We start from the raw sequence: 12,447 nt of genomic DNA, 5'->3' as shown, positions 1-12,447 counted from the left end.
GCGCATCGCGCGTTTCCGCCGAGCGTTGACTCTGTAGGAGCGCACCCTGTGCGCGATAAACCTCGCGGCCAGGCTGACACGTGATGGTTCACCGCGGCTGTGCGTCGACGTGCGATGTCTGTGCCGTGCACGTGCCTGGCGATCGGTTTCCGCACGACCGTGGCGCCGATGGTCGCTGCTTTTCCTTTCGCGCAAAGACAAACGCCTTCCCGGGTGGGAAGGCGTTTGAGGGATAAAGCCCCTGGCGGTGACCTACTCTTGCATGAGGATTCACACTACCATCGGCGCAGCTGCGTTTCACTTCCGAGTTCGGGATGGGATCGGGTGGGACCACAGCGCTATAGCCGCCAGGGAAAGGGTGGGAACAGCGCAGTGATGCGCCAGTTCCGCAAAGGGGTAAACGAGTGACAAGCGTCTGGTGAAATTCTTTCGAGATGGTTCGTTGAAGCGTGCTTTTCCTGAGGAGTGCAGCCAGGGATGGCTGCTTTCTGCGCAGGGAAAGCGCGTTAAACAAAGCGTCTTGGGGTTATATGGTCAAGCCGCACGGCTCATTAGTACGCGTAAGCTCAATGCATTGCTGCACTTCCACACCGCGCCTATCAACCACCTAGTCTTGATGGTGCCTTAAGGAGACTCGAAGTCTCGGGAGATCTCATCTTGAGGCGCGCTTCCCGCTTAGATGCTTTCAGCGGTTATCGCTTCCGTTCGTAGCTACCGGGCAATGCCATGGGCATGACAACCCGAACACCAGCGGAACGTCCACTCCGGTCCTCTCGTACTAGGAGCAGCCCCTCTCAAATCTCCAACGCCCACGACAGATAGGGACCGAACTGTCTCACGACGTTCTGAACCCAGCTCGCGTACCACTTTAAATGGCGAACAGCCATACCCTTGGGACCGGCTACAGCCCCAGGATGTGATGAGCCGACATCGAGGTGCCAAACACCGCCGTCGATATGAACTCTTGGGCGGTATCAGCCTGTTATCCCCGGAGTACCTTTTATCCGTTGAGCGATGGCCCTTCCATACAGAACCACCGGATCACTAAGACCTACTTTCGTACCTGCTTGATCCGTCGATCTCGCAGTCAAGCACGCTTATGCCTTTGCACACAGTGCGCGATGTCCGACCGCGCTGAGCGTACCTTCGTGCTCCTCCGTTACTCTTTGGGAGGAGACCGCCCCAGTCAAACTACCCACCACACACGGTCCCTGATCCGGATTACGGACCTAGGTTAGAACGTCAAGCACTTCAGGGTGGTATTTCAAGGATGGCTCCACCGAAACTAGCGTCTCGGTTTCATAGCCTCCCACCTATCCTACACAGAAGAACTCAACGTTCAGTGTGAAGCTGTAGTAAAGGTTCACGGGGTCTTTCCGTCTTGCCGCGGGAACGCTGCATCTTCACAGCGATTTCAATTTCACTGAGTCTCGGGTGGAGACAGCGCCGCTGTCGTTACGCCATTCGTGCAGGTCGGAACTTACCCGACAAGGAATTTCGCTACCTTAGGACCGTTATAGTTACGGCCGCCGTTTACTGGGGCTTCGATCAAGAGCTTCGCCTTGCGGCTGACCCCATCAATTAACCTTCCAGCACCGGGCAGGCGTCACACCCTATACGTCCACTTTCGTGTTTGCAGAGTGCTGTGTTTTTGATAAACAGTCGCAGCGGCCAGGTTACTGCGACCCTCTAACGCTCAGTCACGCACGTGACCACGTCGGAGGGCGCACCTTCTCCCGAAGTTACGGTGCCATTTTGCCTAGTTCCTTCACCCGAGTTCTCTCAAGCGCCTTGGGATTCTCACCCTGCCTACCAGTGTCGGTTTACGGTACGGTTTCTCTGTAGCTGAAGCTTAGTGGCTTTTCCTGGAAGCGTAGTCTCAGTCACTTCGCCCAATAGGGCTCGTCTCGGTGCTCGGCATAAAGAGGGCCGGATTTGCCTAACCCTCATGCCTACCGCCTTTCCCCGGGACAACCAACGCCCGGTAGACCTAACTTTCTCCGTCCCCACATCGCACTACAGACAAGTGCTGGAATATTAACCAGCTTCCCATCGACTACGCATTTCTGCCTCGCCTTAGGGGCCGACTCACCCTGCGCCGATGAACGTTGCGCGAGGAAACCTTGGGCTTTCGGCGTGCGGGCTTTTCACCCGCATTATCGTTACTCATGTCAGCATTCGCACTTCCGATACCTCCAGCAGACTTCTCAATCCACCTTCACAGGCTTACGGAACGCTCCTCTACCGCGCACACATAGTGTGCACCCCGAGCTTCGGTGTAGTGCTTAGCCCCGTTAAATCTTCCGCGCAGACCGACTCGACCAGTGAGCTATTACGCTTTCTTTAAAGGGTGGCTGCTTCTAAGCCAACCTCCTGGCTGTCTATGCCTTTCCACATCGTTTTCCACTTAGCACTAACTTTGGGACCTTAGCTGCGGGTCTGGGTTGTTTCCCTTTTCACGACGGACGTTAGCACCCGCCGTGTGTCTCCCGTACATTCTGTCCTGGTATTCGGAGTTTGCCATGGTTTACTAAGCCGCGATGGCCCGCTAGCCATAACAGTGCTCTACCCCCAGGAAGATTCATACGAGGCGCTACCTAAATAGCTTTCGAGGAGAACCAGCTATCTCCGAGTTTGTTTAGCCTTTCACTCCTATCCACAGCTCATCCCCATCTATTGCAACAGATGTGGGTTCGGTCCTCCAGTGCGTGTTACCGCACCTTCAACCTGGCCATGGATAGATCACTCGGTTTCGGGTCTACTGCCAGAGACTATGCGCCCTATTCAGACTCGGTTTCCCTTCGCCTCCCCTATACGGTTAAGCTTGCCACTGACAGTAAGTCGCTGACCCATTATACAAAAGGTACGCAGTCACCCTTGCGGGCTTCCACTGCTTGTACGTATACGGTTTCAGGGTCTATTTCACTCCCCTCTCCGGGGTTCTTTTCGCCTTTCCCTCACGGTACTTGTTCGCTATCGGTCGGTCAGGAGTATTTAGCCTTGGAGGATGGTCCCCCCATGTTCAGACAGGGTTTCTCGTGCCCCGCCTTACTCAATTTCATTCCTAATGCCCTTTCGCCTACGGGGCTATCACCCGCTATGGCCGGCCTTTCCAAACCGTTCGGCTAAAACACTAGAAACTTTTGGGCTAGTCCGCGTTCGCTCGTCGCTACTGACGGAATCTCGGTTGATTTCTTTTCCTCCGGGTACTTAGATATTTCAGTTCCCCGGGTTCGCTTCGTTGAGCTATGTATTCACTCAACGATACTGCTTACGCAGTGGGTTTCCCCATTCGGACATTGCCGGATCAAAGCTTGTTGCCAGCTCCCCGACACTTTTCGCAGGCTGCCACGTCCTTCATCGCCTCTGACCGCCAAGGCATCCACCGTATACGCTTGGTCGCTTGACCATATAACCCCAAGTCGCCTCGGGATGATATTTCCAAACAACGCGTTCGCTTAATTGCCTCAACGACACATCTCGGTTCGGTTTCGAACCAAAACGCTTGTCACTCGTTTACATTTTCAAAGAACACAAGAACGGCCACAGTGCCGCCTCGTTTCTAAATCTTTATGTGTGCGCTGCCTTCATTTCACGTCGTGTCACCAAATGGTGGAGCCAGTCAGGATCGAACTGACGACCCCCTGCTTGCAAAGCAGGTGCTCTCCCAGCTGAGCTATGGCCCCAGGGCTTGGTGAAAAGTCCGACCAGGGATGGTCGGGCTCTTGCCGATGGATCGGCGTCCGGTGATGGTGGGTCTGGGAGGACTCGAACCACCGGCCTCACCCTTATCAGGGGTGCGCTCTAACCACCTGAGCTACAGACCCGGGAGCATATGTCCAGGCCGCCGTCCTGGCGGCCCGCTTCGTTGAAGCGTGACCGAATCCCAGACCGTGGCGGCGCGGATGTCGCGTGAAAATTGAAGTGCAGGTGTCTTGTGTGGACGTCTTGCGGGGAGAAAGATGTCGATCTCGAAAGGAGGTGATCCAGCCGCACCTTCCGATACGGCTACCTTGTTACGACTTCACCCCAGTCATGAACCACTCCGTGGTCGTCGTCCCCCTTGCGGTTAGACTAACGGCTTCTGGAGCAACTCACTCCCATGGTGTGACGGGCGGTGTGTACAAGGCCCGGGAACGTATTCACCGCAGCATAGCTGATCTGCGATTACTAGCGATTCCGACTTCACGAAGTCGAGTTGCAGACTTCGATCCGGACTGGGATCGGCTTTCTGGGATTGGCTCCACCTCGCGGTATTGCAACCCTCTGTACCGACCATTGTAGTACGTGTGTAGCCCTGGCCGTAAGGGCCATGATGACTTGACGTCATCCCCACCTTCCTCCGGTTTGTCACCGGCAGTCTCCTTAGAGTTCCCACCATTACGTGCTGGCAACTAAGGACAAGGGTTGCGCTCGTTGCGGGACTTAACCCAACATCTCACGACACGAGCTGACGACAGCCATGCAGCACCTGTGTTCTGATTCCCGAAGGCACTCCCGCATCTCTGCAGGATTCCAGACATGTCAAGGCCAGGTAAGGTTCTTCGCGTTGCATCGAATTAAACCACATACTCCACCGCTTGTGCGGGCCCCCGTCAATTCCTTTGAGTTTCAGTCTTGCGACCGTACTCCCCAGGCGGCGAACTTAACGCGTTAGCTTCGACACTGATCTCCGAGTTGAGACCAACATCCAGTTCGCATCGTTTAGGGCGTGGACTACCAGGGTATCTAATCCTGTTTGCTCCCCACGCTTTCGTGCCTCAGCGTCAGTGTTGATCCAGATGGCCGCCTTCGCCACTGATGTTCCTCCCGATCTCTACGCATTTCACCGCTACACCGGGAATTCCACCATCCTCTATCACACTCTAGCGACCCAGTATCCATTGCCATTCCCAGGTTGAGCCCGGGGATTTCACAACAGACTTAAGTCACCGCCTACGCACGCTTTACGCCCAGTAATTCCGATTAACGCTTGCACCCTTCGTATTACCGCGGCTGCTGGCACGAAGTTAGCCGGTGCTTATTCCTCAGGTACCGTCAGCTCCACCGGGTATTAACCAATGGCATTTCGCTCCTGATAAAAGTGCTTTACAACCCGAAGGCCTTCTTCACACACGCGGCATTGCTGGATCAGGCTTGCGCCCATTGTCCAATATTCCCCACTGCTGCCTCCCGTAGGAGTCTGGACCGTGTCTCAGTTCCAGTGTGGCTGATCATCCTCTCAGACCAGCTAGCGATCGTCGCCTTGGTAGGCCATTACCCTACCAACTAGCTAATCGCACATCGGTTCGTCCAACCGCGCGAGGTCTTGCGATCCCCCGCTTTCTCCCATAGGACGTATGCGGTATTAGCGTAAGTTTCCCTACGTTATCCCCCACGTTTGGGTAGATCCCGATGCATTACTCACCCGTCCGCCACTCGCCACCCATAGAGCAAGCTCTACTGTGCTGCCGTTCGACTTGCATGTGTTAGGCATGCCGCCAGCGTTCAATCTGAGCCAGGATCAAACTCTTCACTTAAGTTTTCGATCAACCGAAGCTGATCTATCTTTCTGAAGCGTATGTCCTAACCATAAACGTCAAGCTTTTGAATTGACTCTTAGGTTAGACGCTTGCATATGTTTGACATTCAGTCATCCACCGCAAGGCGCCCACACAAGTCACCTGCGCACACTGTCAAAGATCTCAATCACTTGCGGGCCGTTGCCGTTACCGCGTTGGAACATTTCGTTCCGAGTGAGCCGCTCATCTTACATCGTTTTTCCTGTCCGTCAACACCGCTAGCGAAGAATTTTTGCTTTCGATGTTGCCGTCCGGAGGGCGATGCCAGCGGCGGGAGGCGAATAATAGGGAGGCACCCCACCTTTGACAAGCCATTTTTGAATTTATTTTTGATGTTTCGCGTAAGACGTTGTTCTCACGCGAAACATCGCTTCATCGACGCATCGCGACGACGTTGCGCCGCCGCGTTCGACTCATGCAAGCGTCAACAACACACGAGCGAAGTTGCGCTTGCCGATCTGCAAAACCCCTTCAAAACCAGGGGAAAACACGCGTTGCGCATCTTCGACGACTTCTGCATCGATGCGCACGGCGCGTTCCTTGAGCTTGCGATTCGCTTCCGCGTTGCTCGGCGTAAGTCCTGCTGCCGTCAGTAGTGCAGGCAAGCGCAGGCCTTCTGCAGGCACGGCAATTTCGGTCAGTGGAAGCAGGCTGGTGTCGCCTTCGCCGCGGACGACGGCATGCCAGCCGGCGATGGCCTGCTCGGCGGCGGCGGCGTCATGGAAGCGCGTGGCCAGTTCTCGCGCCAGCTTGAGCTTGGCGTCGCGCGGGTTGAGCGCGCCGCTGGCCACTTCCTGCTTCATGCGCGCGATGTCGTCCAGCGAGGTTTCGAAGCTGAGCAGCTCGAACCAGCGCCACATCAGGTCATCGCCGATCTTCAGCGTCTTGGTGACGATGTCGATGGCGGGCTCGTTGATGCCGATGTAGTTGCCCAGCGACTTGGACATCTTGTTGACGCCGTCCAGGCCTTCGAGCAGGGGCATGGTCAGCACGATCTGCGGCGGCTGGCCGTGGTGTTCCTGCAGGGCGCGGCCCACCAGCAGGTTGAACTTCTGGTCGGTGCCGCCGAGCTCGAGGTCGGCGTTCAGCGCGACCGAGTCATAGCCCTGCACCAGCGGATAGAGGAATTCGTGGATGGCTATGGGCTGCTGGCCGGCGAAGCGCTTGGAGAAGTCATCGCGCTCGAGCATGCGTGCCACCGTGTGCTGGGCGGCGAGCTTGATCATGTCGGCGGCGCTCATCTGGCCGAACCATTCGGAATTGAAGCGCAGCTCGGTACGTTCCTTGTCCAGCACCTTGTAGACCTGTTCCGCATAGGTCTCGGCGTTGGCGAGCACGTCTTCGCGGCTGAGTGGCTTGCGCGTGACGTTCTTGCCGGTCGGGTCGCCGATCATGCCGGTGAAGTCGCCGATCAGGAAAATCACCTGATGCCCCAGATCCTGGAACTGGCGCATCTTGTTGAGCAGCACCGTGTGGCCCAGGTGCAGGTCGGGTGCCGTCGGGTCGAAACCGGCCTTGATGCGCAGCGGACGGCCCAGCTTGAGTCGCTCGACGAGTTCCTCCTGCTTGATGATTTCGTCGGCGCCGCGCGCGATCGTGGCCAGCGCCTGCTCAAGCTCGTTCATGTATTCCTCAAATTTTCGTTGTCTGGACTGCGGCGGAAATCACGGTTTCCGGGGCGGTTCCGTTAAGTGTGCGTTAACCAAAAAAATATCGCAACTCATTGATGGAAAAGGCGTTGACGCTCTTTACACAAGGCCGCTATGGTACGCGCCAATTAGAATTTTGGTACCTGGGGAACACCGGGCATGGGTGAGAGGAACACGACCGCGCGTTCAGCGCGCAAATTGGCCATGCGTCGCAAGGCGCAGCGTCGCCACTCTCACTTTTATGAGCGTTGTGCCCATTGGTCGTTTGGTTGCCATGGTGAAGCGGAGCCGATCCGCTGGCATCGCGAACGCTGGATGCTGGCAGGTACGGCGCTGCTGATCACGGCGGTTTCCGGCTTCCTTATTCCCGCGTGGGCCAGCGCGATGCGCCCGGACACGGTGTCCACCGCGCATGCGATGTTGCCGCTCGCCTTGCCCAAGGCCGCGCCCGACATCGCCCACACGCCTGACGTCGAAGACTGGCACATCGTGCAGGTGCAGCCGGGCCAGACGCTGTCGGATCTGTTCCAGAGCCAGGGCCTGAGCCTCACCGACGTGCAGCATGTGGTGGATCAGTCGGGCGACGCGAAGGCGCTGCACCATATCAGCCCGGGTCAGGAGTTCGACTTCCTGCTCGACAGCGACGGCAGCCTGAAGGGCATCCGCTTCGACAAGGACGAAGCGAACCGCACCATCATGCGCTTCGACGGCGACAAGGCCACGGTGACGGCGCAGGCACGCGAGGTGGATCGCCGCGAGCACGTCGCGCACGGCACCATCGACAGCTCGCTGTTCGCCGCGGCCTCGAAGGCCGGCATGACGAACCAGATGGTGCTCAAGCTCGCCGACCTCTTCAAATACGACATCGACTTCGTGCAGGACCTGCGCGAAGGCGACAGCTTCACGGTGATCTACGACGACGTGTATCGCGACGGCGCCTACCTGCGCGAAGGCGACATCGTGGCGGCGGAGTTCGTCAACCAGGGCCAGCGCTACACCGCCTATCGCTTCAAGAAGGAAGACGGCAGCTACGGCTGGTTCAGCGAAGACGGCCGCCCGATCCAGAAATCGTTCCTGCGCATTCCGGTGGATTTCACCCGCATCTCTTCGCAGTTCAGCGCCGCGCGCATGCATCCGGTGCTGGGGCTGATGCGCGCGCACAAGGGCGTGGATTACGCGGCACCGACCGGCACGCCGATCCATGCGGCCGGCGATGGCGTGATCAAGTACAAGGGCTGGATGAACGGTTACGGCAACTTCGTGATCGTGCAGCACAACGGTTCGATCAGCACCGCTTATGGCCACATGTCGAAGTTCGCCAATGAAAAGGTGGGCCAGCGCGTGAGCCAGGGCCAGGTGATCGGCTACGTCGGCATGACCGGCCTCGCCACCGGCCCGCATCTGCATTACGAATTCCGCGTCAACGACGTGCAGCGCGATCCGCAGACGGTGACGCTGCCCAAGCCCGAGCCGCTGCCCGCCGCGCAGCTGGCCAGGTTCAAGTCGCAGGTGGTGCAGCCGCAGCTGGCGCGCCTGAAGACGCTGGACACCAACATCAAGATGGCCCGCGCCAGCGGCAATACGCGCACCGACGACTGATCATCCGTGGACGACGCCTCGGCGCTTTATCTCGGCCTGATCTCGGGCACCAGCGCCGACGGCATCGATGCCGCGCTGGTGCGTTTCGAGGACGACAAGCCACAACTGATCGATGCCTTGGCGCACCCCTGGCCGGCGGAGTTGCGTGCGCGCATTCTCGCCGTGGCGCAGGATGAAACGCGGCTGGATCTGGATGCCTATGGGCGCCTCGACGTCGCGATCGGCCAGTGCTTCGCCGATGCCGCGCAGGCCCTGCTTGCCCGCCATGCGCAACATGCCTCTGCGGTGCGTGCGATCGGCTCGCACGGACAGACGCTGCGCCATCGGCCCACCGGCGAGCATCCCTTCACCTTGCAGGTCGGCGACCCGGCGGTGATTGCGGAGCGTTGCGGCGTCGACGTGGTTGCGGATTTCCGGCGCGCAGATGTCGCTGCAGGCGGCCAGGGTGCGCCGCTGTTGCCGGCCGTGCATGCCATGTTGCTGGCGCGGCCGGGACGGACGCGGGTCGTGCTGAACCTCGGCGGCATCGCCAATATCACCGTGCTGGATGCGGACGGTCGTGTGTTCGGCTTCGACACGGGCCCGGCCAATGGCCTGATGGATGCGTGGTGCCTGCGCCATCGTGGCCTGGCTTACGACGCGGAGGGTGCTTTCGCAGCCTCGGGGCAGACGGATGACGCGCTGCTTTCCGCGCTCCTCGCCGATACCTACTTCGCGATGGCGCCCCCCAAGAGCACGGGCCGCGAGCATTTCCATCTCGCCTGGCTCGACGCGCATGAACGCGTGGCAGTCCTTGCGCCGGCCGATGTGCAGGCCACCTTGCTGGAGCTTTCCGCGCGCAGCATCGCCGATGCGATCGAACGCCATGCGCCGGACGCCGGCGACGTACTCGCCTGCGGCGGCGGCGTCCACAACGGTGTACTGATGCGACGGCTGGGCGAGCTGATGCCGACGCGCGACGTCACCACCACGGCCGAGCATGGGATCGATCCCGATTATCTGGAGGCCACTGCCTTTGCGTGGCTAGCTCGCCAGCGTTTGCTCGGATTGCCCGGCAACCTGCCGGCGGTCACGGGCGCGCGCGGTCCGCGCGTGCTGGGCGCGGTGTATCCCGCGCCGCGTTAATTCTCGTCGTCGAGAACCCGATGCACCGGCGCCAGCTGGGTCGGCGTGGTGCGTGAGAGCGCCAGCACGGCTTCCTGGAAGGCCGCCTTTTCGCCCGCATCCCATTGGCCTGCCAAGGTGGTGAGCTCGCCCGGATCGAGCATGGTTTCGGCAAACAGGTTGGTCGCGGCCATGCCCAGGCCATGCCGCAGTGCATGCAGCACCACGTCATTGATCGACCACTGCCGCTCCTTGGCCAGCGCCTTGATGCGCTCGGCCATGAGATTGTCGATATGGCGAATGACGAGGTCCGGCATGGACTCCCCCTTCCACAGTCATAAGCCCCCTGTGCGAATTATCTTGGCACAGGGGCAAGAGGGAATGTATCGACCTCTTGGCCGATTCAGGCCGCAGTTTCTTCCGACTTGGCGTCGCCGGGGCGGTCCTTGCTGAAACGGGGCCAGAGGTAGGCGAAGAGCAGCGTGGCCGGAATGATGGAAACCACCGTGAGTACGAAATAGCCGCCGTAGCCCGTCGCCATGGCGATGCCGCCGGCAAAGAACCCGAGCACCTTGCCGGGCAGGTTGACCATGGAGCTGAGCAGCGCGTACTGCGTCGCCGTGTGCTCGCGGCTCACCAGCGAGGAAAGAAACGCCACGATCGGCGGGCCGAGGACACCGAGCGTGAAGTTCTCCACCGAAATGACGGCCGTCAGCACCGCCAGATTGCCCGGATGCACGATGAGCCACAGGTAGCCGAGGTTGCTTGCGCCGGCCAGCACCATCGAAACGCCCAGGCTGCGCCACGCGCCCCAGCGAGCCACGGCGGCGCCACCGACGAACACGCCAAGGATGCCGATCCACACGCCCCACAGTTTCGTAATGGCGCCGATTTGAGTGGTCGTGAATCCCATGTCGAGATAGAACGGCCCCATTACGCCACCGACCGTCGCCTGTTCGGGGATCTTGAACAGCAGGATGAAGAGCAGCGTGATGCTCGCCAGCAACCAGCCGTAGCGGCGGAAGAAATCCGCAAACGGATCGATCACGCTCAGCTGCATCGCGGCACGCCAGTTGCGCGGCGTGGTCCGCACCACCTCGGGTTCGCGCGCACCAAACGTTGCCAGGATCGGCACCAGCATGGCCAACGCAAACACCACGTAGATCATCGGCCACGAGAAATGATCCGCGAGGATCAGCGCACCGGCGCCCGTGACAATCAGCGCGATGCGATACCCCAGCGAGTACGTCGCCACCAGTGCGCCCTGGTCGGAGGTCGGCGCGATTTCGATGCGATAGGCATCCACTGCAATGTCTTGGGTGGCCCCGAAGAAGGCCACGACCAGCGTTGCCCCCACGAATAGCGGCAGCTGCGTGGGCGTGAGGTTGGCCATGGCCACCAGGCCGGCCATCACCGCGACCTGTGCGAGCAGCAGCCAGCTGCGCCGCTGTCCCAGCCGCCCGAGCGCGCCCGGCAATTTCACGTGGTCGAGCAAGGGCGCCCACAGGAACTTCAGCGCGTAGAACATGCCCGCGCTTGCGATCATCGTGATCTCTTTGAGCACGATGCCATGCTTTTTCAGCCAGATGGCCACCGTGTAAGAGACCAGCAGGAACGGCAGCCCCGACGAGAAACCGAACAGGAACATGGTCCAGGCGGCGGGTTGGGCAAACGCGTGCCAGATAGGCAGCTTGGCCGGCTTGCCCGCCGGCTGTGCCTCAGTCGGCATAGTCGACCGTGAACGGTGCATGGTCGGAGAAGCGCTGGTCGCGATAGATCGAGCAGCGCTTCAGGCGATCGCGCAGCGACGGCGTGACGATCTGGTAGTCGATGCGCCAACCCACGTCGTTGGCGCGCGCGTTGCCACGATTGGACCACCAGGTGTAATCCTGGCCGTTGGGATGCAGCGTGCGGTAACTGTCGACCCAGCCGTGCTTGTCGACCAGGTCGTTGAGCCACGCGCGCTCTTCGGGCAGGCAGCCGGAGTTCTTCTGGTTGGAGCGCCAGTTCTTGATGTCCAGCTCGCTGCGCACGATGTTCCAGTCACCGCACAGCACGTAGTCGCGGCCGCTCTTCATCCACTCGGCGAAGACCGGCGCGATCCAGTCCATCACCTTGAACTTGAAGGTCTGGCGCTCTTCGCCGGAGGAACCCGACGGCACGTACAGCGACACGACGCTGAGCTTGCCGAAGCGTGCTTCGATGTAGCGACCTTCGCAATCGAACGGTTCCCAGCCCAGCGCGGTGCGCACCTCGTCCGGCTCACGCTTGGCGTAGATGGCCACGCCGCTGTAGCCCTTCTTGCTGCTGGCATCGCGATAGAAGCAATGGTGGCCGTCAGGGCGGAACATCGGGTCGCTGAGCTGGTCTTCCTGCGACTTGGTTTCCTGCAGGCAGACCACGTCGGCCTTCTGCTGGCGAAGCCACTCGAACACGCCCTTGGTGCCGGCCGAACGGATGCCGTTGGCGTTGAGGCTGATGATGCGCATGTCGGGCGTGTCCTTCACGTACGGTGGATGCGCCATCATAGCAAC

General features: G+C 59.8%; 6 protein-coding genes, 2 tRNA genes and 3 rRNA genes. 2 read left to right on the top strand and 9 right to left on the bottom strand.

Going from position 1 to position 12,447, the window contains the following annotated elements:
• Window positions 1-239 precede the first annotated feature (239 nt).
• The 6 genes from rrf to tyrS all read right to left on the bottom strand — a co-directional run bounded on the left by rrf (window position 240) and on the right by tyrS (window position 7,186).
• A 5S ribosomal RNA gene (gene rrf / locus CA260_RS00620) occupies window positions 240-352 on the bottom strand.
• A gap of 178 nt (window positions 353-530) precedes the next feature.
• Window positions 531-3,409: ribosomal RNA gene (locus CA260_RS00615) — 23S ribosomal RNA — on the bottom strand.
• Between the two features lie 201 nt (window positions 3,410-3,610).
• Window positions 3,611-3,686 (bottom strand) — tRNA-Ala (locus CA260_RS00610).
• 64 nt (window positions 3,687-3,750) lie between these two features.
• Window positions 3,751-3,827, bottom strand: a tRNA-Ile gene (locus tag CA260_RS00605).
• A 147-nt stretch (window positions 3,828-3,974) separates the two neighbouring features.
• A 16S ribosomal RNA gene (locus CA260_RS00600) occupies window positions 3,975-5,519 on the bottom strand.
• Together the 16S, 23S and 5S rRNA genes with 2 tRNA genes alongside form the textbook arrangement of a ribosomal RNA operon.
• Before the next feature lie 455 nt (window positions 5,520-5,974).
• The gene (gene tyrS / locus CA260_RS00595; protein ID WP_111980549.1) at window positions 5,975-7,186 is read right to left on the bottom strand and encodes a tyrosine--tRNA ligase; all 1,212 of its coding nucleotides are present in this window, start codon (window positions 7,184-7,186) and stop codon (window positions 5,975-5,977) included.
• A 183-nt stretch (window positions 7,187-7,369) separates the two neighbouring features.
• Here tyrS and CA260_RS00590 point away from each other — a divergent pair, with 183 nt between their 5' ends.
• Window positions 7,370-8,809, top strand: coding sequence for an OapA family protein (locus tag CA260_RS00590; protein WP_111980548.1), 1,440 nt, complete (start codon window positions 7,370-7,372; stop codon window positions 8,807-8,809).
• Window positions 8,810-8,815: 6 nt separating this feature from the next.
• Window positions 8,816-9,934: an anhydro-N-acetylmuramic acid kinase gene (locus tag CA260_RS00585; RefSeq protein WP_111980547.1), complete on the top strand. Its 1,119-nt coding sequence runs from the start codon at window positions 8,816-8,818 to the stop codon at window positions 9,932-9,934.
• Here CA260_RS00585 and CA260_RS00580 read toward each other — a convergent pair.
• The 3 genes from CA260_RS00580 to CA260_RS00570 form a co-directional block, all read right to left on the bottom strand.
• Window positions 9,931-10,230 (bottom strand): hypothetical protein, encoded by a 300-nt coding sequence (locus tag CA260_RS00580; RefSeq protein WP_111980546.1) that lies wholly within the window; start codon window positions 10,228-10,230, stop codon window positions 9,931-9,933. The two genes, CA260_RS00585 and CA260_RS00580, sit on opposite strands and share 4 nt — an antisense overlap.
• 86 nt (window positions 10,231-10,316) lie before the next feature.
• Window positions 10,317-11,642 carry an AmpG family muropeptide MFS transporter gene (locus CA260_RS00575; RefSeq protein ID WP_425479667.1) on the bottom strand — a complete coding sequence of 442 codons (1,326 nt, stop codon included), beginning with the start codon at window positions 11,640-11,642 and terminating at the stop codon, window positions 10,317-10,319.
• Window positions 11,632-12,402, bottom strand: coding sequence for an exodeoxyribonuclease III (locus CA260_RS00570; RefSeq protein ID WP_111982932.1), 771 nt, complete (start codon window positions 12,400-12,402; stop codon window positions 11,632-11,634). The genes CA260_RS00575 and CA260_RS00570 overlap by 11 nt, the downstream gene beginning before the upstream one ends.
• Window positions 12,403-12,447 lie beyond the last annotated feature (45 nt).

Origin of the sequence: Dyella jiangningensis, assembly GCF_003264855.1 — a bacterium.
Lineage (GTDB): Bacteria > Pseudomonadota > Gammaproteobacteria > Xanthomonadales > Rhodanobacteraceae > Dyella > Dyella jiangningensis_C.
Note: the sequence above shows the minus strand (reverse complement) of the source record. Positions and strands in the feature narration are given on the sequence as shown.